Genomic DNA, 23,361 nt, shown 5'->3' with positions numbered 1-23,361 from the left:
ATATGATGTCTAGTTTGAATTCCCCTAAGAGGCTTTTACTGTATAAAACCAGCCCCTACGGTACTATTAGATTTTGTATCTATTAAGATGAACGACCCGTTAGTTCTATGATCTTTAAATTGATCGTAAAAAATTGGCTTATTTAAACGAAAACTTACCTGGGCAATATCATTCATACCTAATGAATCTGTTTCTGTATCGATACCCGAATAATCAGGCGCAATTTTATGATGTACCTGTTCCACTTTCGCCAATACTTTATTGACACCATGTTGAACAACATATTTGTTTCCTGCGGCTAACGGCAACGAATCCATCCAAGAGATTGTAGCTGTAAATTGCTTATCAACCGTTGGCAAATCTCCAGCTTTCACTAACATATCTCCACGACTCAAGTTAATTTCATCTTCTAAAGTAATAGTTACCGATGAACGTCTAGAAGCAGTGTTATACTTCTTGTCATGAAAATAGATTTCTTTTATTTTAGAACGCGTTTGCGAAGGAAGCGCTACCACTTCATCACCTACACTCAACTCTCCTCCATAAACCTTACCGGCAAACCCTCTAAAATCATGATGCTCATCTGTCTTCGGACGAATAACATATTGTACCGGGAAACGAGGTGTACCTGCATTAAAAATATCTTTTCTATCTAAAGCCTCAAAATGCTCTAACAAAGTAGGACCAGTATACCAAGGTGTCTTATCTGTTTTATTTACTACATTATCACCTTTCAATGCACTTACCGGAATGAAGGTTATCTTCTGATCTTGGTAATCTCTTTTCGCCATCAACTCTTCAAAATCAGCTTTGATAGCATTGTAAGTTTCCTCAGAATAATCTACCAAATCCATTTTATTAATAGCCACTACAACATCTTTAATACGTAATAAGTTATTGATAAAAAAGTGTCTGTTCGTTTGTTCGATAACACCCTTACGTGCATCGATCAATATAATCGCTGCTTGTGAGGTAGAAGCACCTGTAACCATATTACGGGTATATTCTACGTGACCGGGAGTATCTGCAATAATGTAACTTTTCTTTGCTGTAGAGAAATAGATATGGGCAACATCTATAGTAATACCCTGTTCGCGTTCTGCTACCAAACCATCTGTAGCCAAAGAGAAATCTAAATAATCGTATCCCTTTTGCTTACTAGTCTTTTCTATTGCTTCTAACTTATCGCTGGTCAAAGATTTTGTATCGTAAAGCATTCTCCCTATCAAGGTACTTTTACCATCATCTACACTACCTGCCGTTGCTATTTTTAGTACTTCCATTCTTATGCTGTTAGCCCTTAGCTTTTAGCTTCTGGCTATTAAATTATTAATTAAGGCTAATAGCCGATAGCTTAAAGCTAAAGGCTGAATTTTCTAAAGAAAATTCTAAAAATATCCTTGTTGTTTTCTTTTCTCCATCGCTGCTTCTGAACGTTTATCGTCTATACGCGCACCACGCTCTGAAATAGATGAATCTCTAATTTCCTCTACTACCTTATCTATAGATTCCGCATCTGAAAGTACGGCTGCTGTACAAGACATATCGCCTACTGTACGGAAACGAACCAATCTTTCTTCTACAACCTCATCTTCTTCTCTAAATACAATACCGTCTTCTGCAGACCATATCATACCATCTCTTAAAAAAGTCTTACGCTTATGTGCGAAATAGATTGACGGAATTTCAATTTGCTCTTCTTTAATATAAGACCAAACGTCTAATTCTGTCCAGTTAGATATTGGAAAAACCCTTACGTTCTGACCCAATTCTATTTGTCCGTTTAACATATCGAACAACTCTGGGCGTTGGTTACGCTCATCCCACTGTCCGAAATCATCACGAACAGAAAAAATACGTTCTTTAGCACGAGCCTTTTCTTCATCTCTACGCGCACCACCGATACAAGCATCAAACTTAAATTCTTCGATCGCATCTAATAATGTCGTCGTCTGCAAGCTATTTCTACTTGAGTATCTACCTGACTCTTCTTTAACCTTACCTTGATCGATTGAATCTTGAACATTACGCACAATTAACTCTAACCCTAACTCCTTAACCAATCTATCTCTAAATTCGATAGTTTCAGGAAAGTTATGACCCGTATCTATATGCATTAATGGGAAAGGAATTTTCGATGGCCAAAATGCTTTTTGCGCCAAACGAACCAGTGTAATAGAATCTTTTCCTCCTGAGAATAAAAGAACCGGCTTCTCAAACTGAGCGGCAACCTCCCTAATGATATAAATTGCCTCATTCTCAAGTGCATTTATATGGGCAGTATCTTTTAAAAGTTCTTGGGAAGGTGTTACTTCCAATTCCGTACTTGTATTACTCATTCTATATTTTCTTAGATAAATTATCTTATTCTTTTCTACGACCTTAGACTAACTATGCAATCCGCATTCTCTGTTCTCCAACACCTTGGTTGGGTCAAAATAGTTATGCTCGTTAGGAAGATTATATTTTCTTAAATAGGCATCTAATTGTGTATCGTTCCAGTGGTAAAACGGACTCACTTTCAACACTCCGTCTTTGCTTAGACTTAAAATATCTAAACTGTCGCGGTGTGCGGTCTGCCCTTTTCTCAAATTCGTGAACCACACATCTGGCTTGAATTCTGCCATAGCCCTTTTAAAAGGCTCCAACTTTACTTGCTCAGTAAACTCGGCATGTCTAGGGTCATCAATTTGTGGAATACCCATTACAGCATCTCTATGTGCAGTGGTTTGTTTTGGCACAAACAATTTTACGTTCAAACTCAACTTGCCGATTATTTCATCTGCATGCTTATATGTTTTTGGAGTGTTATAACCCGTATCGCACCAAACTACAGGAATATCTTTTTTTACTCCTGACACCGCATGTAAAATAGCAACTTCATAGGGTCTGAAGTTTGTTGTAACTACAGGCGTTTCTGCATGCTTTACTGCCCAAGAAATAATTTCTTCTGGCGGTATACCTTTAAATTGAATGTTCAACTTCTGAACTTGTGCTTCTGTCAATGCCATAATACTATTCTTTATTATTTACCCCACTTTACTAAATTCCAAAAACGCTCGTGAAAGAAATACAAAATCATTTTTGTCACGAAATCTATAGAGGCTATTGATGCTGCTACTGAAAACTCACCTGTAAGTATATAAGATATAATCAGCGTATCTACTGTTCCTATCACTCTCCAACTAAAAGCCTTGGCTATACTACGAATTGGCTTTTCAGATGTTTTATCATCTTGATACGTAGTTTTGTTTTCTTTTTTATTTAATATAAGTTGATCTGCAATCATCTTTTACTCAATTTTTATTACCCTACTAATTTAATAGAGTTTTCAAAAATAGTATTATTTTCCAATGTAGTCGCCCTAATCTCAGATAAATTTCATTTACCCTATAGATTTAGTAGATTATTAACAAAAGAGCATGAAAAATTAATATTTCGCAACAAACTGAAGCATTGCGAATTGCAGAATGAAATAAAAATATGATTTTATGAGATGATGTCTTTCAGTGTATTATTACGGTATACATCTAAGGCACTATCACGCACTTGTAGCATTAGTTTATGAACGGAACAAGTGTTTTCTTCAGGACAATCATCACAGGTTTCATAAAAATTTAGACTTACGCAGGGCACCATGGCAATTGGACCTTCTAAAACTCTCATAACATCCGTCATCGAAATTTCCTCAGGTGTTCTTAACAAATAGTAACCGCCACCTTTACCTTTTTTTGAACCTAAGAATCCTGTTTTTCTTAAGCTAAGAAGTATACTCTCCAAGAATTTTTGGGAGATGTTCTCCTTTTCGGCTATTTCTGATATTTGAACTGGTTTCTTATCTGGCTGTGCCGCTAAGTAGGCAAGCGCTTTTAAACCATATTTTGTCTTTTTCGAGAGCATAATGCTAAGATAGCCAAATAATAAAAATATCAGCAAAATACTTGAGCACACCATTTTTACGTTATAAGTTTCCAAATCAATTCTACCTACTTATGAAAAAAGTATTCTTATTATCGCTTATTGGCGTATTTGCATTAGTTTTTACATCTTGTTCAGATGACGACAGCGTTGGCGTTTCCAGCGCAAGTGAATCACAAATTATCGGTACATGGAACCTTACCGCTCTTGAAACAAGAGATGGCAGGTCTGATACTAATTTTGATGGAACATCAATACCCACTACGTTTACAGCTGTTGGTAAAGATTTTGATACTGTTGTTATTTTTTCTGAAGAACCACAAACAGTAACGAGTGAAGGATCATATACAACGGTGACAACCACTACTGTTATGGGTGAAACCTCAACAGAAGAAGAAACCGGCGAAGACTTTTTCGAAAGTAATGAATGGAGATTGGACGGAAGCATCCTTTATTTTGGCTCTGGCGAAGAAGAAATTGGTTTTACGATTACAGAATTAACAGATTCTCAAATCTCATTACGATATGAGTTAGATGAAACTGTAGATTTTTTAGGATTCGAAACTAGTATTAGTGCGACCTACAATATGACTTTAAGTAAATAAACACTTTAATTTATCGTATAAAAAAAGCCCGGTACATACCGGGCTTTTTTTGTTTCTACTATCCTAATGCCTGAGCAATATCTGCGATAATATCATCTATATGTTCTAACCCTACAGAAATACGAACTGTGCCATCAGAGATACCTACTGCAGCACGTTCTTCTACACTCAACTTACTATGCGTTGTAGATGCCGGGTGCGTAACTATAGTTCTTGAATCTCCTAAATTGGCAGATAGGGACAACAGTTTAATAGAGTCAAAGAACTCTCTACCTGCATCTAATCCTCCTTTAACTTCAAAAGCTACTACACAACCACCTGCTTTCATTTGCTTTTTAGCTATCTCATATTTTGGATGCGATTTTAAGAACGGATATTTCACCCAATTCACTTTATCGTTCCCCTCTAGATACTCCGCTAATTTCAATGCGTTTTCACAATGCCTATCTACTCGTATGGCCAAAGTCTCTAAACTTTTAGACAACACCCATGCATTAAATGGTGATAAAGCGGGACCTGTAATTCTTGAAAAACGATATACCTTATCCATCAACTCTGCACTACCCACTGTAATACCTGCTAATACTCTACCTTGACCATCCATCAGTTTTGTGCCAGAATGAATGACCAAATCTGCACCAAACTTTATGGGCTGCTGTAAATAAGGCGATGCAAAACAGTTATCGATCACAAGTATTAAATTATTCTTTTTCGCAATCTTACCCAACTCCTCTAAATCTAATACATCAACACCAGGATTCGTAGGAGTCTCTGCATAAATGATTTTTGTTTTCGGAGTGATCAAACTTTCTATTTCTTCCAATGCATCTATCTTGAAATAGGTATGTTCAATATTCCACTTTGGGAAGAAGTTCGTGAACAATGAATGTGTTGACCCAAATATGCTTCTTGCCGAAAGTACATGATCACCACTATCCAATAACGCCGCCAAAGTTGAAAACACTGCTGCCATACCAGATGCAAATGCGAATCCGCTTTCTGCACCTTCCATTTGGCAAACCTTATCTATAAACTCAGATGAATTGGGGTTTGAGTATCTTGAATATATATTACGATCTTTCTCTTCTGCAAACGACGCACGCATATCTTCTGCGTCTTCAAATACAAAACTTGAAGTCAAATACAACGGTACCGAATGTTCCAAATTTTCACTTCTTTTTAGTTGCGTACGAATCGCGTTCGTTTCAAATTTATTATTGTTCTTTTTCATTTCTTTACTTTTTGGCTTCGGCTACGCTCAGCCATTTACCTTTACCTTATTTACTCTTATCCAACTTATTTGGCTTCGGCTACGCTCAGCCACCTGTCTTAAACATACTACCTTTTTTATGCTGACCTTTAAGCTCCGCCGAATTGACATTTTACTTTTCTTTAAAATATCTATAATGTGTATCGTTTATACATTCTGCTAAACTAGGCAACTTCGCTAATTCACCATTTATTAATGCATCTTTCTTTTCTCTTCTCCAACCTTGTATTTGCTTCTCTCTGTAAAATGCAGAATCAATTCTTAAATACTCTTCTACATAAACCAATTTCACAGGTAATCTTTTTCTTGTATGATTAGCCCCTTTACCATCTTGGTGTTCTAATAATCTTTTATCTAAATCTTTTGTACTACCTGTATAATAACTTTCGTCTGAACATTCCAAAATATACATGAACCCTGACATACAATTATCATTTATCGGCTTCAGCTACGCTCAGCCACCAAACATTAAAATTTCTTACTTTTATTCATCTGATTTGGCTTCAGCTACGCTCAGCCACCAGCCTTTCACCTAACTACTCATTTGTACGTGGTGACTGAGCGGAGCCGAAGTCATCCTTTCTCCGCAATCCTCAATATATCTCCAAATACCCCTCTTGCGGTAACGGCTGCTCCGGCTCCGGCTCCTTGAATTACTAACGGATTTTCACCGTAAGATTCTGTGTATATTTCTATGATGGAATCTGATCCCTTTACCTGCCCCAAGGCACTTTCCTTTGGCACTGATATCAACTTCACATCTAATACTCCTTTTTCCTTTTGAAGGTTTCCATGCAAATCACCAACATATCTTAATACATGATTTGGCTTCTGATTCTTTTTAATTTCACTGAATTTGGCATCCAACACATCTAAATTCTTTAAAAAGAAAGCCACTTCTCCGTCTTGTAATTTCTTCGGGATAAGGTTATCAATATTTATATCTGCAAACTCATTATGTAAATCTAGTTCACGTGCTAAAATCAACAACTTTCTACCGACATCATTTCCTGATAAATCTTCACGAGGATCCGGTTCTGTAAATCCTTGCTGCATCGCATCTTTCAAAATAGATGAAAATGGTACATCGCTTTCTGAAAAAGTATTGAAAATATAACTTAATGAACCAGAGAACACGCCTTTAATTCTGGTTATGTTCTCACCGGATAAATGCAATAACTTAATGGTATCTATCAATGGCAATCCTGCACCTACATTAGTTTCATACAAATATTGCTTTTGATTCTTTTGCAGCTCTTCTCGTAGCAACTGATAAAAATCGTAACGTAAGGTATTGGCTATTTTGTTTGAAGACACAATATCGAAACCATGTTCTACAAATTCAAAATAGTTTGCTACAAAGTCTTTACTCGCCGTATTATCAATAACGATCAGATTCTCTAAATGATGACGTTTTGCAAAATCAAAAACATCTTCTACTTTATATGACTTTCCTTTTTGCTTTAAATTCGTTTTCCAGCTTTTGGTAATTCCCTTTTCATTCAATAAAATCTTCTTGGAATTCGCTATACCAAATACGCGCAAATCTAATTTCTTACGATCTTTAATTGTTTTGGCAGATTTTAGAATTTGGTCAATCAATGTTCCTCCCACATTACCATGCCCAAAAATTAGAATATTTATCCTTTTACTGATACCAAATACTTGTCCGTGCATGACGTTTACCGCCTTGTGTAAATCTGCTTTCTTCACCACCAGACTCACATTATTACCTGATACCGTGTTGTTGAACAACAAAGGCACAATCTGGTTTTTAATCAGTGCGTTAAAGGGATTATGGAACGTACTTAAATCTTGACCTACAATAGATATGATAGAAACATCATCTATTACCGTGATCATATTTACATCTTTAGATTCAAAATCATTACTGAATTCATTCTCTAAAGCCAATTTCGCTCTTTTCGCCTTGTCTTTCTTCACTACAAGACCAATACCCCTTTCTGAAGAACCTTGAGATATGATACTAACACTAATATTACTTGCTTCTAAAGCCTTAAATATTCTAGCATCTACACCCACTTTACCTAACAAACCGCGACCTTCAATATTGATCATCGCAACATCTTCAATAACAGAAAGTGATTTTATTCCTTCTTTACTGGATTTTGCACTGATCAAAGTTCCTTCACTATCATCATTATACGTATTTAATATACGCAACGGAATGTTCTTTTCAATAAGCGGAATTATAGTTTTCGCATGTAAAATAGTTGCTCCGAAATTCGCCAACTCATTCGCCTCTTCATAAGACAAGTTTTCCAACTTTTTAGCTTCGGGCACATAATCTGGATTTGCCGTGTAAATTCCGTCAACATGTGTATAATTCTGCAATTCTTCAGCATCTAAAAAATTAGCTAAAAGAGCTGCGGAATAATTACTTCCGTTCCTACCCAATGTAGTTGTCTCCCCATCTAAAGTAGATGAAATAAAACCGGTAACTACCGCAACAGTATCTTTGGGTATATTCGCAAACTTCAATAACACCTGCTCTTTTGACTCTGCCTCCAATACCTTGGCATCACCAAATGTATTGTCGGTCTTTATCACCTTACGCGTATCTACTAACTCTGCATTGATGCCTTTACCTATCAATAATTTGGTAACCAATTTGGTAGATATCAATTCACCATAGGCAAGTACCTCATCTTTAATTTTGGCACTATAATCACCTAACAATGAAACACCTTCATACAATTTCGCCAAGCCTTTAAACTCTGCCGACAAACTGATATTCTTATAAGTATGCTTTTGATATTTTTCTAAAGCCTCAAACTGAGTTTTATAGTCTTTACCTTTTGCGGCTTTCTCCAGCATCTCTTCTAGCTGATCCGTTGCTTTTTCCCTTGCCGATAAAACAATGGCAATATTCTCTTCATTCTTAACCTTATTGGCTACAATATCCAATACTCGCTCTAGTCCTTCTCCATTGCTTAAAGATTTACCGCCAAATTTTAGAATCTTAATCTTCTTGATATTGCCGTTGGTATTAAAAATACCACCAAGCAATTTCTCCATTTGATCGAACTCGATCAAAAAGGCGTCATGCCCATGTAACGACTGTACTTCGCCATAGGTAACGTTGCTTTTCGCTTGAGCCAATTGCTTAAACGTATCTTTATTTTCTTGAGCAGTAAAGAACATATCAGAATCTACACCTATAATATGAATATTGGTATCACTATTTTGCAGTCTGATGAAATTCTCATCTCCACCTCTAGTGACATCAATCGTTTTCAATAACTGATTCATCAACTTATAGGCAGATAGCTGAAACCGCTCTTGCAACTTATCGCCATGATGCATTAACCAACTTTCTACATTAAAGACCTGCAGCTCTTCGTTCGTACTTCTTTTGAAGCGCTCTTTAAAGGACGCCGGAGTTCTATAACATAACATTGCATGCATACGTGCATCGTGTACCGGTTGCTTAGAATTCACCAAAAACTGCTCTTGAATTTGACAATTGGCGATCAACCAATCTGTCGATTTCCAATCGGATGCCACAGGAATTAAATGCTCGGTTAAATCTGGTTGTAATGCTGCCATTTCCCAGGCAATACCACCACCTAAAGAACCACCGATCAAAGCAAATAAACGGTCTACTTTCAACTGCTGCAAACCCAGCAAAAACATCCTAGCTACATCGCCAGCAACAAAATCCTTATAGTTTTCAATCACGAATTTATCATGACCGTTACCCGGAATATTGAATGCCAGAATGGTATACTTTTGGGTATCGATACATTTTTCATCACCGATAAGTGCTGACCACCAGCCATCTTCACCAGTAACATTAGAGTTACCCGTTAAAGCATGGTTCACCAAAATAATAGGTGCCGTGTGCAGTTCTTTACCAAATACCTGATAAGACAATTGAATATCTTGAGAGGCACCACTTAAGGTCTTATATTTTTTAATCTGTAATTGATGTAGCATCTATTTCAAAATCAATTTATGGCTTGGCTTCTGTTCCGCTCAGCCAATAATATTTTACTATTTTAAATAATTGGTCACATAGTTTTAGCTCAATGACCGGTTATTTCAATTTTGCTTTATATCGATAACCGAGATTAAAGACTTGCAAATGCCTGTTCTAAATCGGCTTTTAAATCTTCAATATCTTCTAGACCAACAGACAAACGAATTAAATCTTGACCTACACCAGCACCTTCTTGCTGCTCTGCAGTTAATTGTTGGTGTGTGGTACTTGCAGGGTGAATGATCAATGATTTTGTATCACCAATATTCGCTAGCAATGAGAATATTTTAGTCGCATCGGTCAACTTCTTAGCAGCTTCAAATCCGCCTTTCACACCAAAAGTAACCAATCCGCTCTGTCCTTTTGGCAAGTATTCTTTTGCCAATTCGTTGTACTTATTGCTCTTCAATCCTGGGTAATTTACCCATTCCACTTCTGACCTACCTTCTAACCATGTAGCCAATTCTAATGCATTTGCACTATGTTGCTTAATACGTACCGGTAATGTTTCTAAACCTTGAATAATTTGGAATGCGTTAAACGGACTCAATGCTCCACCGAAATCACGTAAGCCTTCTAATATTAATTTAAATGTAAATGCCGCCGCACCTAATGCTTCGCTATATACCAAACCATGATACCCAGCAGATGGCTCAGTAAACTCTGGAAATTTTCCGTTGGTCCAGTCAAAAGTACCAGCATCAATAATTGCTCCACCTAAAGAAGTTCCTTGTCCGCCGATATATTTTGTCAATGAATGTATTACTAGGTTAGCTCCGTGTTCAATAGGATTCAATAATGACGGAGTAGCCACAGTATTATCTACTATAAATGGCACACCTGCTGCTTTTGATTCTTTCGAAATTCCTTTCAGATCCAACACATCCAATTTAGGGTTCCCTAAAGATTCTACAAAAAATGCTCTTGTGTTTTCCTGTACCGCTTTTCCAAAATTCTCAGGGTCAGATGCATCTACGAAGGTTGTTGTAATACCGAATCTTGGCAAGGTTACGTTCAATAAATTAAACGTACCACCATACAAACTACTAGATGCCACAATATGATCACCTGCTTTCAACAATGTCAACAACCCTGTTGAGATTGCCGCTGTACCCGATGCAAAAACCACCGCTCCAATTCCGCCTTCTACCGCAGCTAGTCTATCCTGTAAAATTTGATTGGTAGGGTTGTTTAATCTTGTATAAATAAAACCTAATTCCGCTAACGAAAATAAGTTTGCTGCGTGATCCGTGTCATTAAAGACATACGATGATGTTTGGTAAATAGGCACTGCTCTTGTACCACCGTTGGTAGTTGTGTCGTGACCTGCGTGTAATGCGTTTGTTGCTAATTTGTGATTACTCATGATTTTGTTGTTTTTAAAAATTAATCCTTCGGCTACGCTCAGGATGCAAAAAATTAAAAGCCAAACCTTGACCAACATCATATGCGGGTAGGTAAAATCAAAAAGTTATAAGAAAGTAATATCGAAAAAAAATCGATTACTGTTATCCATCCCCTAAGGGTAGAATGTAGCACCTTCTTTGTATGGAACAAAGGGTTGCTAAGGTTTCAAAGGGTCTAATCCCTCCACCTTTCTTGATAACTATTCAATAAGTGTTTGAACTTTGAGCTACAAATATTGGGCAGAAGTTTTTAATAACCTAGAACTTTAAGAAAAAAATATAATTTAAGGTCTTGTTGTTAGTTTTATCAAAGTATATTATCTCTTAACACTTGCTATTTAAAAGCCTATTGAAAACTATAAAAGGAAAGGATAAACACTTTCATCACAGCTATGCGATTGACATCTCAAGCTATAAATCATATTTCAGATAATTACAAATTAAATGCTATAATATCTTCACCCCTAATAAGATCGACAAACTTGTGAACTCAGTACTATAATTATTACTATCTGAAAATAATTCTCCTCTATCCATATCGTAACGTACTTCTAAAATAAATTTATGATATTCATATCCTAGACCAAAGGTCAAGTTTGTTCCCTTACTAAATTCAAAACCAGGTCTGCTAGTGGTAAACTCCGAATCTAAATCAAAAATAAGTACGTAAGAAGCATTAATAAAAAACTTTGATTCTTCATCTAAAAAAAACGAATGTCTTAATCCGACAGGAAATTCAAGAGTCCTGTAATTAAGTGTAACAGTTTCGGGCAAATAATTAAGCGATGTAGATTCTGATCTGAAATTATTATACGAAGTCTCAATAATGACAGCCCATTTATTTCTATTAAACGGCAGTACAAATTCGGACTCCAACCCTATTTGAAACCCTACAATATTTCCAAAATTAAATTCATAAGAAGAGGGGTTGTAAGCAGACCTAGAAGGAATTTTAAATGAGTTAAAATTAATTCCAGTCTTTAAATTTAGACCAAATATTTTTTTTCCTTCATCCTCCTTATCAAAAATTACACCTTTACATGTATTGTACTTTACAAAAATATTATACAAGCTCTTTTTTGAATATCTTAATGTATTGATATTGTTAGTAGAAATACTTTTACATATTAAATTGTTCAACAACTCTTGCTTATAAATATTACTTTCAGCAACTATTGATTCGCTTTTATAATATTTTTTATATACCAATTGTGTAATAGCTTTTTCTTTACCGTCATAAAAAAAAGTTGAAAAATTACCCTCAACATAACTGTAAAGATTTAAATTACCTTTTACAATTTGCTTTAGAAAAAGCACTTCCTCTATATAATTTGGATTCCTGTCATAATCTAATTTATCCAATAACCGTGAAGACCTATCGACTTCAACATTAAAACGTTTATAAACAACGTGTGATACTCCAAATTCACTTATTGATTTTATAGTTTTAGTTTGTATTTCACCATCTTTTGAAATTTTATATAGAATTTCATTAGGATTATTTAACCATTCTATATTTTTAATAAAACATTCAATTTTAACATTATTATTGCCATAATAATATCCTTTCTCAAAATTTACCTGAGAAAAACAATTTATACTAACTTGAATTAAACAAAGTAATATTATAAATTTTTTCACCTATTTTTTTTCATTAAAACTCACTTTAATTCTAAGAGCGAACTTTAAAAATTATCATTCATTAAATCAGCTTAATTACCCATATACAGAAACATTTCAATTAAAATTTTAACTTTCCTATTTCAAAAAGTCAAACGTAGCATTTGAGCCTAAAATATATATTAAAAATTTCTAATAAGGAACAACTTACTTTATCATCCCAGCACTCTTGTACTTCTCTATATATTTTTGATCTTGCTCTGGAGAGTCTTTGTATTTTTTACGAAGTGCTACCAAATCTTTCTTCAGCTTTTTAACGGTATCTGCATATGCAGGGTCATTATAAACGTTGGTCATTTCCTTCGGATCTTTTAATCTATCATACAACTCCCATTCATCTACATCATAGTAGAAATGCACCAATTTAAATTCTTTGTTTACAATACCATAATGGCGTTTTACCATATGTACTGACGGGTATTCGTAATACTGATAATACACTCCATCTCGTGTCCATTTGTCTTTTTCGCCTTTTAATAACGGAATCAAACTCTCCCCTTGCATATCGTTTGGCGGAGTGAAACCCACAGCTTCCAACATAGTTTGCGCAAAGTCTAAATTCTGTACCATTTCATTTTCTACAGATCCCGGCTTCACCACATTTGGCCAACGCACCAATAACGGAGTCTTAAAAGATTCATCATAAATAAATCGTTTATCGAACCAACCATGTTCCCCTAAATAAAATCCTTGGTCAGAGGTATAAATTACTATTGTGTTTTCTGCTAATCCGCTTTCATCTAAATAATCTAACAAGCGACCTACGTTATCATCTACCGAAGAAATACTACCTAGGTAATCTTGCATATATCTCTGATACTTCCATTTCATTTTTTCGGTATCGTTCATCTTTGGCCAATTCTCATAGAAGAAATCGTTGATAGAATCTAATACCTGATCATATAAAGCTTTTTGCTCAGCCGTAGCACGGTTATACGGACCATAAAAACTATTAGGAAACTCTTCAACTACAGGAAATACTTTACCTTCCATTTTCGCCAAGGTTTCTGGTCTTATTTTACTATCATGACTATACATCATATGCGTTAACAAATTCATTTCTGCAGTTTTCGCTGCAGAACCTCTATTGCTATAATCATCAAAAAGTGTCTCTGGCTCTGGGAATGTTCGTTGGGTAAATTCTTTGAACTTATCTGGTCTTGGCCACCAAGGCCTATGTGGTGCTTTATGCAAATACATCATCATAAAAGGTTCGCCATCGACAACTTCTTCTTTTAACCAATCTAAAGATACATCGGTAATAATATCGGTAACATAGCCCTGCTTGGTTATGGTATCGCCATTGGTAACAATAAAATCGGGATTTATATAATTACCCTGACCCGGCAGAATCATAAATTCATCTACGCCTTTTGGGTTGTTCCCAAAATGAAGCTTACCGAACATAGCTGTCTTATAACCATTCTTTTTAAATATTTGCGGAAATGTCACCTGTGTAGTATCGAACGGAAAGTAATTATCCACTTTTCCATTAATATGAGTATGCATACCCGTTAGAATCGTTGCTCGTGATGGTGCGCAAATAGAGTTGGTGACACTCGCATTGGTAAACAGCATGCCTTCTTTTGCCAAGCGATCAATATTTGGCGTATCAAGTAACTTATCATCATACGCACTAATGGCTTGGTACGCATGATCATCTGACATGATGAAAATGATATTAGGCTTTTTATTTTTTGACTTTTGGGCTTCGGATTTAGTAGGTAGCAGGAAAAGTACACCTGCTATGACTAAAATTAGATTTTTCATTTAATGTTTGTTGATTTTGACCGGTACTAAAAACAAGAACTATGTATAACTATTATCTAAAAAATGTTCAGATTACTTTCTATAATCCAATGCCGGTTCTCTATCACCTAACAAAGCAATATATTTAAAGTCAGCCCCTCTTCTTTCATTAAATTCAGCCTTCACCTTAGTTAGCAAAGCAGGTTTTTCAAAAATATCTATTGCTGTCAATGCCATGGTCTTTGCAGCCACCATCATTCCTTTAAATCCAATATCGGTTCCACCTGCAGCAACTGCTTGCCAGCTATGAGGTGGTGTTCCAGGAACCCAAGTAGCAGTTCTCACTGCCGCCAAAGGAGCGTTCCAACTTACATCTCCTGTATCGGCAGAGGCTTTACCGTAGGTAAAAACCATTGGTTTGATTTCGCTAGCACTTTCAATTTCTTTTGGTGTTTTTAATGTTTTCTGAATTTCTTCGGCAAATATTATTTCCTCTTGAGTATAGTTTACTCCACCAACCAATTGCATATTTTCATGCATTAAGGTTGCAAGTATTTCATTTGGCAAACGCTCATACGTTCCGCCAATAATTTCATATGACATTTCAGTTTCTGTTCCTATGGCAGCTCCTTCTGCAGCTTTAACAACTCTATCCCAAACTGCTTTTACTTCTTTTCTATTGGAATGGCGAACAACATAATACACCTCAGCTTCTTCAGGTACAATATTGGGTGCATCGCCTCCTTTAGTTATTACGTAATGAATTCGTGTAGATTCAGTTGTATGTTCTCTTAGCATGTTTACCAAATCATTCATACCCTCTACTCCATCTAACGCCGAACGCCCTAATTCTGGAGCGGCAGCAGCATGTGAGGAAACACCTTTAAATGTGAACTTACCTGATATCGTTGCCAAATTCGTACTTGGGTTAGAGGTATTTTGGTCTCCCGGATGCCAAGAAACAATAGCATCTACATCATTAAAAAGACCTGCTCTTACCATATATACTTTTCCTGAACCGCCTTCTTCTGCCGGAGTTCCGTAAAACCGAATGGTTCCAGATTTTTTGGTAGCATCTAGCCAATTCTTAACAGAAATTACTGCTGCCATAGAACCTGTTCCAAATAAATGATGTCCGCACGCTTGACCGGGCGCATCTACTACCCTTGATTTTTTAATAGGTTCCGCAGATTGCGACATCCCTGGTAAAGCATCAAACTCGCCCAATATTCCTATAACAGGTAACCCCGAGCCATATGTTGCCGTGAATGCCGTAGGTATACCTGCCACACCTTTCTCAACTTTAAATCCTGCCGCACTAAGTGTTTCTTGTAAAAGTGCCGAACTATTTTCCTCTAAGTAACCTAACTCAGGATTCTCCCATAGCTGGTTTGCAATATCTTTATAAGTTTCGTACTCTGTGTCTAACTGTTTTATGATTTCTTTTTTGCTCTTTTGTGCTTCAGTGGTTACTGGTAATAGTAATAATATAACAGCTATTGATCGGATTATTTTTTTCATTTTTGTGGTTGTTTGGTAAGTTAGAATAATACTAAAAGTAAGAATAATTCAGTTTTCATCTATACCAATAATGATATAAATAAACCATTTTACTCCAACACATAAAACTCAATACGAGAATCTGTAAATACCGTATGTGTTTGTGTTTTAAAATCGGACTCATCTGCCTTAAAAATATTATTCACATAGGTCTGCGGATTTAAATCTATTAAGGGAAACCATGTGCTTTGAACTTGAACTTGTAGCTTATGCCCTTTTTTAATGGTATGAAAAACGTCTTGTAACTTAATGGTTACATCTGTTTTTTGGTTTGCTACAAATGGCTCTGGGTCTGAGAAACTGTTTCTAAAGCGCCCACGTAATACTTCGCTACGAACCATTAAATGATAATTGCTCATTTTCAAATGGTCTTGCATGCCTTCGTAGGCAGGCTCATCTGCTGGATGTACATCAATGATTTTAACGATCCAATCTGCAGCTGTACCCGTAGTCGCTACTTTTAATTTTGCTAGAATATCACCTGCCAAAGTCATATCATTTTCCATCACTTCGGTTTCAAATACCAACACATCGCCTCTGCGTGCCGCAAAACGCTGATCGTCTGTCATGTATTTTCTAGGTGTAAAAACCGTTTTAATATCCTCTGAGTAAGGAACCGGTTTTTTAATATCGCTGATAAACTTTACTTCTTCCACTTCTTTTGGCTCAAAAGTCAGTTCTTGATCTGCAGATAAGTACATGTCTTTTTTAACTACTCCCGCTGGTGGCCAGGCATCATAAGTTTTCCAATCTTTTCTACCGGTATCAAAAACATAGGCCTCCGGCAATCCGCTATTTTTATCTCCGTTTCCTTTTAAGAAATGGTCAAAAAATTTAGTTTCTATATTCTCCTGAAAAAACTCTGAAATACCATCACCGAAGTAATAGTTACCTACAATATTCTGTCCTTTTCTTCGCGCCCAAGCCCCATGATCCCATGGTCCGAAAACTAAAGTGTTGTAATTATCGGCATTGTATTTTTCAATATTCTTATAGGTTTCCAAAGGTCCGTATAAATCTTCAGCATCAAACTCCCCTGCAACCACCATAGTTGCAACCGTTGGTTTTACATCCTTTAAATGCTGAATTAATCCGCGACTTTGCCATAGCTCATCATAATTTGGATGTTCTTTTAGCTCGTTCCAGAAATAATCGTCGGTAACACCTTCTTTTGCCATACGTGGTGTATCGCTAGTTTCGTATTCAAAGAAACGGTCCAAATTTTTTAGCGGACCTTCATCTAAAAAAAATTGATATTGATCTTTTGTCGGTAAATCTGGTAATACGTACCAAGCCGTATCAATAGGTTTATCCCCATCTGGCCTGGGAGTACCAAATAAAGAGGTTGCTCTAAAATAACTCAACAAATAGGCTCCGTTATGATGAAAATCATCAAAAAAGAAATCACCAATACTCGCCTGTGGCGAAGCTGCTTTTAATGCCGGGTGTGCATCTACAACAGCATACGTAGAATAATAACCAGGATATGATATACCCCAAATACCAACATTTCCATTATTGTTTTCTACATTGTTTACCAACCAGTCTATAGTATCATAAGTATCTGAACTTTCGTCAATATCCTTTTCCGTTTTTTTATCTGGATTGAAAGCACGCATATTTTCATAATGACCTTCGCTTAACCAACGTCCACGAACATCTTGGTAAACCACAATATAGCCATCTTGCATCATGTGAATATTAGGGGCTATTTTGGTTTTGAAATTACCTTCTCCGTAAGGTTGCGAACTATAAGGAGTTCGTTGCATAATGATCGGATATTGTTGAGAAGTATCTTTCGGCGAGTATATAGTGGTGTGGAGAGTGATGCCGTCACGCATGGTGATATCGACTTCTTTCTTCGTAAAGTTATCTTGTACATAGGTCTCAGAAACTTCTGTTTCTGATACTTTAGGCGCTGTTTTTCTACAGGAAACAATTACTGTAGCCAATAAAACAAAGGTAATAAGTTGTTTGATGGTAATCTTTGACATGTCTTAAGAATTTGAATTCTTAAAGCTAAGAAAGTTTAATCGATTAAAAAGGGTTTTAGTGACAGTGAGGAGAAGGAAAAAAGTTAAAATTTTCGGGTGATTAAAATACAGGTAATTTCAAATAGTAATTTGTATTTAGGCCACGAACAATGCGACACCAATTGAACATTAAAACTATAACCACTTATTAGAGGATAAGCTCAATGTAAAATTTGGATAGTATGTGTGTTTTCAATAGACAGATTACTTCTCAATGCCAACTATATGGCTGCGTAATTAGTAATTGTGTAAAGAACTATATCATAAACAACTTTCTGACCAGCATAAGAATACCTGAAAAGAAATCATTTTTATATACTTGAACAGTAGCTTCTTGGAGTAATTGTTTTTTCATTTAATTAGTTTTTGGTGGCATTGAATTTAATCAGAAAAAGGAATCAATGCAACTGTTTCTTTAGATTTTTCAATTTTAAAATTTGAATCAATTTGCAGCGAACTATATTCGGATCTTGTATCATCTAAAACAACATACTCAGAAATTAGGTCGGTTTCTTTTGAGCAAGATTGTAATATTATGCAAGCCAAAAAAGCTAGAGAAATTCTGTGGGGTAATGACATGGCATTCGTAGGTTAAGTTATTACTTTAATAGGTTTTCAAAGATTCAATACCTTAAACAGATTTAAAATTAAGCTGACTTTTGGGGCTTCAACTTGAACTTGTTTCTGTCCGTTTTTTGTTTGTACAAGCAGTATATATTTCATCTTTTGTAGGTGGCGAGATTTGGGATTCTCTATTTATTACACTTCAAATATATGTAATCTTTTTCCTACAAAATAGTTTTTGTGGTCAAACTATCTCAACTTGTTGTGAAGGGGTGTTAATTGGCTTGTGAGATAAAATCAGCCCATAAAAAAGCTCCTTAAAAGGAGCTTCTTAATTATTTATAAAACAATGGTATAACCCTAAAGACCAAACACCGACTTTATCTCAGCTACTTTATCTAATTTTTCCCAAGTGAACAATTCCACTTCTTTTTCGATACGCCCGTTATATGGCGATTCGAATACCTTTGTAATAGTTGTTGGTTGTTTACCCATGTGCCCGTATGCAGCGGTTTCCAAGTAAATTGGGTTCCTTAACTTTAATCTATCTTCAATAGCAAAAGGTCTCATGTCAAATAACTCTGCTACTTTCTTTGCTATATCGCCATTACTCAAGCCTACTTTAGATGTACCGTAGGTATCTACATAAATAGATGTAGGTTCTACAACACCAATTGCATAACTAACTTGCACCAAGATTTCGGTTGCTACACCTGCAGCTACCAAATTCTTCGCTGCATGACGTGCCGCATAGGCTGCACTACGATCTACCTTACTTGGATCTTTACCGCTAAAAGCGCCACCACCGTGAGCTCCCTTACCACCATAGGTGTCAACAATTATCTTACGACCTGTTAAACCGGTATCGCCATGTGGACCACCAATTACAAACTTACCTGTTGGATTAATATGATACGTAATCTGATCATCGAACAACTTCTGAGTATCTACAGGCAATTGTGCCTTTACCCTTGGTATCAATATTGAAATAATATCAGACTTTATCTTCGCTAACATTTTCTCGTCATCTGCATCAAAAGCATCATGCTGGGTAGAAACTACAATTGTATCTATACGTATTGGCTCATTTGTATCTGAATATTCTATAGTAACCTGTGCCTTTGCATCTGGTCTTAGATAATCAATCTCTTTATTCTCACGACGCATTTCTGCCAAAGTATGCAAAATTTTGTGCGAGATATCTAATGCTAATGGCATAAAGTTCTCAGTCTCGCTTGTTGCGTATCCGAACATCATACCTTGATCACCTGCACCTTGTTCTTCTTTTGAACCACGGTCTACACCTTGACTAATATCTTGAGACTGCTCATGTATCAATGATATCACTCCGCAAGAATCGCCACTAAACTGGTATTCCCCTTTTGTATATCCTATTTTATTGATGACTTCACGAGCAATGTTCTGTACGTCTAAATAGGTATCACTTTTAACTTCTCCAGCTAACACAACTTGACCAGTTGTTACTAATGTCTCACAAGCAACTTTACTTTCTGGATCAAAGGCAAGAAAATTATCTAATAACGCGTCACTGATTTGATCCGCAACTTTGTCTGGATGTCCTTCACTAACAGATTCTGATGTAAATAAATATGGCATAACAATCTTTTTTTTCAATGGATTTGAATGAATGCCGAAAAGAAGTATGATGTGATTAGAAATCAACACCAACTGCTTTAGCATTTTTTTGTTTTGAACCCTTAGGTTAAAACAGAGGTTGCAATCAGTCAAATCCCTCCTCACTTTTTAATTCAGGTGCAAAAATAGAAAAAATGTTCTGTTCAATTCTTAATATGCTGTTATTTATTGACGCAATTAAATGAATTAAGGATTCTTTCTTTAAATCTGTTAAACTAAAGATCATACTTCACGGACAACAACACATACCTAGGTTGTACAAAATAAGCTTGTGTACTAAAAAACAATTCATTGGTACTATCTCTATTCAAGGTAGTTGTGTTCAATAAATTTGTGCCTTTTATTCCGTACTCCCAACGACTATCTTTCTTCTGGTATGTTAAGTCAGAATCTAAAAAACTATAGGTATTAGAAATGGTATCCGCATCATCGGTATAATTGTAATAATCATAATCTACCGTAAAAATAAAATTCTTCAAGAAACTGGCATCAAAACGAGCATAAGGTCTGCTGGTAAAAAAAGTTGTTTCTAAATCACCATTCTCGTAATTGTTTACCGTATACCTATAGCCTAATTCTAAATTCGGAGCGTCTTTGAAATTAGTGGAAAGAGCTGCATTATAATTCTGTGTTAATGAGTTTGAGGTACTTTGCGTATCGTCAACCAAGTTATTGGTAGTCGACCAGCCCAAATTACCTTGCACAGATGCTTTTATTTTACCAAAGGTACGTTCATACTTTCCGCTTGCGGTTAAAGACTCATCATCAAAATTTGAATTAATAGTACTACTCACCCTATTAATACCTATAATATTCACTCCACTTTTTAAAGCATCTATTCTTTTGGTATATGCTACGTTCGCAAAAATATTGGTAAAATTGAACATATTAAAGCTAAAAAAATTAAGTGATACATTATGATTCAATGCACTTTCTAAATCGCGATTACCGCTATACAATGAATTGTAATTATTGAGCACATAGCCTTGCGCAAAATTACTGACATCTGTAAACGAACGTGTTACACGATAATTAAAGCGAAGGTTTTCTGATTTTTTCAGTTGTGCATTAATATATACATCTGGCAGCAACGACGTTAAGTTATCTTCTACCACAGTACCTAATTGTTCATTCTTTACATTGAACTGATGCAAGGTTACACCAGGATTAAAAGTGAATATGCCCGAAATAACTTTATAATGTAGACCCGCATAAATATCAGAAACATGAAAGGCTACTTCATTACCAAATTCATCTCCGCTCATATTTAAAACATCTTCATTATCTAATATCTGAAAAATGTTAGAGTTGAAATTCTGATTACTTTGCGTAGTACCTAATGTTAGATTGATATTACTCTTTGTACCCAAAACCCTATAATAATCTACCTTGGCATCGACCTTATTGGTTACCACTGATTTAGCCTGATTGATATTATACAAATCTTGCGTTTCATCTACCGGAAAAATATCAACAAAAGCAAATTCATTTCGTATTGCTTCATAAAAAGGATCTTCATCTTGATATAAATATTGTGCTTCTATTGCAAAAATGTTCTTCTCATTTAAAGTATAGTAAATATTTAAATTTTGATTTACAGATAAGGGTTTTTGTTTTTTCACTTCTGCAATTTGATCCGTAATCGAAGAAATAGAAAGCACATCTACCTCTTCATTATCATCAGACTGTTTTAGCAGTGCATCAAAATCTAATTGAAAAGCTTCATTAGGCTTATATTTGACACTAAGCTTTGCCAAACCTAAATGTACGGTCTGGTCTGTATTCGTGGTCGTGCTTTCAATATCGTTACTGGCAATATAAGATGTAGTTCCTTCAGACTTCATGAGCGTGCCGGTGTACGAGTAAATTCCGAATCCGCTTAAATCCAAACCATCCATCGGCGCGTAACTAAAATTAGCTGCCGCGAATTTGGTATCAATATCATTAGCCCTATTGTTCTGTGCCGAAGAAAGTCCTAATGCATCTGCACCTGTAGAAATTGAGCTTCCTCCTCTTGAGTTTAAATCTCTGAATCCGCCCGTAAAATTTCGGTAATCGCTACGCGTAAATGGCACCTCACCAATATTATTTAAATCGGTGATGATATTAATACTGTATTTAGGACTGTAGTAAAATAACTTTGGATGTGCCAAATACCTATTATCAGGACCGTAACCTGCCGTTATTTCTCCGAACCAAAAATTCTTTTTTCCCTCTTTCAGCTTTATATTTAAAGCCACATTATCGTCATCATTGGTGAGGCCTTTCATTTGAGAAACCTCATTGAAATTACGCAACACCTCAACCTTACTTAAGGCATTCGCAGGAATGTTCTCTACCGCCAATTTAGTATCACCATCAAAAAAATCTTTACCCTCAACCATAACCTTACTAACGGTCTTACCCTCCACTTCTATTTGACCGTCATCATTGATTTCGATACCCGGAAGGTTTTCCAAAACATCTTTCAACTTCTTTTCAGTACCGGAAACAAAGGCATCTGTATCATACACAATGGTATCACCCTTTACAGAAACCGGCATTTCATAGGTAACATCTACCTCATCTAATTGTGCCGCCTGCTCTTGCATTATAATATCTTTTACGGCATCACCATTACCTGCCGTAAACGTAAACGATTCTGGCTTAAAACCGAGATAGCTCACCTTCACCGTATATTGTTCTCCAGTTTTAAGCTTTAGCTTAAAAAGTCCGGCATGGTTGGTTATACCGTAAGATTCTAAACCTTGGGTAGCTGTATTAATAGCAATTACATTTGCCATATCCACACCTACCCCTAAGCTGTCTTTAACGGTGCCTGACAATGATATTTCTTGAGCCGAGCCAATGGCTGCTATCAAAAGTAATAGTGTAAAAAGTACTTTGTTTCTCATTTAATTGATGTAAAAAAGATGGA

General features: G+C 35.9%; 17 protein-coding genes and 1 riboswitch. Of the genes, 1 reads left to right on the top strand and 16 read right to left on the bottom strand.

Annotated features, from left to right (window positions below; all coding sequences use genetic code 11):
- Positions 1–35: 35 nt before the first annotated feature.
- The 5 genes from ACJJVP_RS09760 to ACJJVP_RS09740 all read right to left on the bottom strand — a co-directional run bounded on the left by ACJJVP_RS09760 (position 36) and on the right by ACJJVP_RS09740 (position 3,900).
- Positions 36–1,283: a sulfate adenylyltransferase subunit 1 gene (locus ACJJVP_RS09760; RefSeq protein ID WP_036156285.1), complete on the bottom strand. Its 1,248-nt coding sequence runs from the start codon at positions 1,281–1,283 to the stop codon at positions 36–38.
- Between the two features lie 105 nt (positions 1,284–1,388).
- Positions 1,389–2,339, bottom strand: coding sequence for a sulfate adenylyltransferase subunit CysD (gene cysD, locus ACJJVP_RS09755; protein WP_051941873.1), 951 nt, complete (start codon positions 2,337–2,339; stop codon positions 1,389–1,391).
- Between the two features lie 48 nt (positions 2,340–2,387).
- Positions 2,388–3,011, bottom strand: a complete 624-nt coding sequence (locus tag ACJJVP_RS09750; RefSeq protein WP_036156288.1) for a phosphoadenosine phosphosulfate reductase family protein — start codon at positions 3,009–3,011, stop codon at positions 2,388–2,390.
- Positions 3,012–3,025: 14 nt separating this feature from the next.
- Positions 3,026–3,289 carry a DUF2061 domain-containing protein gene (locus ACJJVP_RS09745; protein ID WP_036156290.1) on the bottom strand — a complete coding sequence of 88 codons (264 nt, stop codon included), beginning with the start codon at positions 3,287–3,289 and terminating at the stop codon, positions 3,026–3,028.
- Positions 3,290–3,489: 200 nt separating this feature from the next.
- The gene (locus tag ACJJVP_RS09740) at positions 3,490–3,900 is read right to left on the bottom strand and encodes an RrF2 family transcriptional regulator (protein WP_405413195.1); all 411 of its coding nucleotides are present in this window, start codon (positions 3,898–3,900) and stop codon (positions 3,490–3,492) included.
- 92 nt (positions 3,901–3,992) lie between these two features.
- Here ACJJVP_RS09740 and ACJJVP_RS09735 point away from each other — a divergent pair, with 92 nt between their 5' ends.
- Positions 3,993–4,523, top strand: a complete 531-nt coding sequence (locus ACJJVP_RS09735; protein WP_405413193.1) for a hypothetical protein — start codon at positions 3,993–3,995, stop codon at positions 4,521–4,523.
- Positions 4,524–4,581: 58 nt separating this feature from the next.
- Here ACJJVP_RS09735 and ACJJVP_RS09730 read toward each other — a convergent pair whose 3' ends face one another.
- From ACJJVP_RS09730 to ACJJVP_RS09680, 11 genes are all read right to left on the bottom strand, one after another.
- Positions 4,582–5,754, bottom strand: a complete 1,173-nt coding sequence (locus tag ACJJVP_RS09730) for a trans-sulfuration enzyme family protein (RefSeq protein ID WP_405413191.1) — start codon at positions 5,752–5,754, stop codon at positions 4,582–4,584.
- A 151-nt stretch (positions 5,755–5,905) separates the two neighbouring features.
- A complete protein-coding gene (locus tag ACJJVP_RS09725; protein WP_405413189.1) occupies positions 5,906–6,217 on the bottom strand; it encodes a GIY-YIG nuclease family protein in 312 nt (103 codons plus the stop codon).
- Positions 6,218–6,366: 149 nt separating this feature from the next.
- Positions 6,367–9,753: a bifunctional aspartate kinase/homoserine dehydrogenase I gene (gene thrA, locus ACJJVP_RS09720; protein ID WP_405413186.1), complete on the bottom strand. Its 3,387-nt coding sequence runs from the start codon at positions 9,751–9,753 to the stop codon at positions 6,367–6,369.
- A gap of 134 nt (positions 9,754–9,887) precedes the next feature.
- The gene (locus ACJJVP_RS09715; protein ID WP_405413184.1) at positions 9,888–11,162 is read right to left on the bottom strand and encodes an O-acetylhomoserine aminocarboxypropyltransferase/cysteine synthase family protein; all 1,275 of its coding nucleotides are present in this window, start codon (positions 11,160–11,162) and stop codon (positions 9,888–9,890) included.
- A 139-nt stretch (positions 11,163–11,301) separates the two neighbouring features.
- Positions 11,302–11,405, bottom strand: a riboswitch (SAM riboswitch).
- 244 nt (positions 11,406–11,649) lie between these two features.
- Complete coding sequence (locus tag ACJJVP_RS09710; RefSeq protein ID WP_405413181.1) at positions 11,650–12,843, bottom strand: hypothetical protein; 1,194 nt, start codon at positions 12,841–12,843, stop codon at positions 11,650–11,652.
- Positions 12,844–13,029: 186 nt separating this feature from the next.
- Positions 13,030–14,652, bottom strand: a complete 1,623-nt coding sequence (locus ACJJVP_RS09705; protein ID WP_405413178.1) for a sulfatase — start codon at positions 14,650–14,652, stop codon at positions 13,030–13,032.
- Positions 14,653–14,724: 72 nt separating this feature from the next.
- The gene (locus ACJJVP_RS09700) at positions 14,725–16,152 is read right to left on the bottom strand and encodes an amidohydrolase (protein WP_405413175.1); all 1,428 of its coding nucleotides are present in this window, start codon (positions 16,150–16,152) and stop codon (positions 14,725–14,727) included.
- Between the two features lie 89 nt (positions 16,153–16,241).
- The gene (locus tag ACJJVP_RS09695) at positions 16,242–18,185 is read right to left on the bottom strand and encodes a CocE/NonD family hydrolase (RefSeq protein WP_405413173.1); all 1,944 of its coding nucleotides are present in this window, start codon (positions 18,183–18,185) and stop codon (positions 16,242–16,244) included.
- 420 nt (positions 18,186–18,605) lie between these two features.
- Positions 18,606–18,803, bottom strand: coding sequence for a hypothetical protein (locus ACJJVP_RS09690; protein WP_405413170.1), 198 nt, complete (start codon positions 18,801–18,803; stop codon positions 18,606–18,608).
- 345 nt (positions 18,804–19,148) lie between these two features.
- Positions 19,149–20,405, bottom strand: coding sequence for a methionine adenosyltransferase (gene metK, locus ACJJVP_RS09685; RefSeq protein WP_405413169.1), 1,257 nt, complete (start codon positions 20,403–20,405; stop codon positions 19,149–19,151).
- Between the two features lie 254 nt (positions 20,406–20,659).
- Entirely contained in the window at positions 20,660–23,338 is a 2,679-nt protein-coding gene (locus ACJJVP_RS09680) for a carboxypeptidase regulatory-like domain-containing protein (RefSeq protein WP_405413167.1), read from the bottom strand.
- Positions 23,339–23,361 lie beyond the last annotated feature (23 nt).

Origin of the sequence: Maribacter sp. Asnod1-A12 (assembly GCF_045063735.1) — a bacterium.
In the GTDB taxonomy this organism is placed as follows: Bacteria; Bacteroidota; Bacteroidia; order Flavobacteriales; family Flavobacteriaceae; genus Maribacter.
Note: the sequence above shows the minus strand (reverse complement) of the source record. Positions and strands in the feature narration are given on the sequence as shown.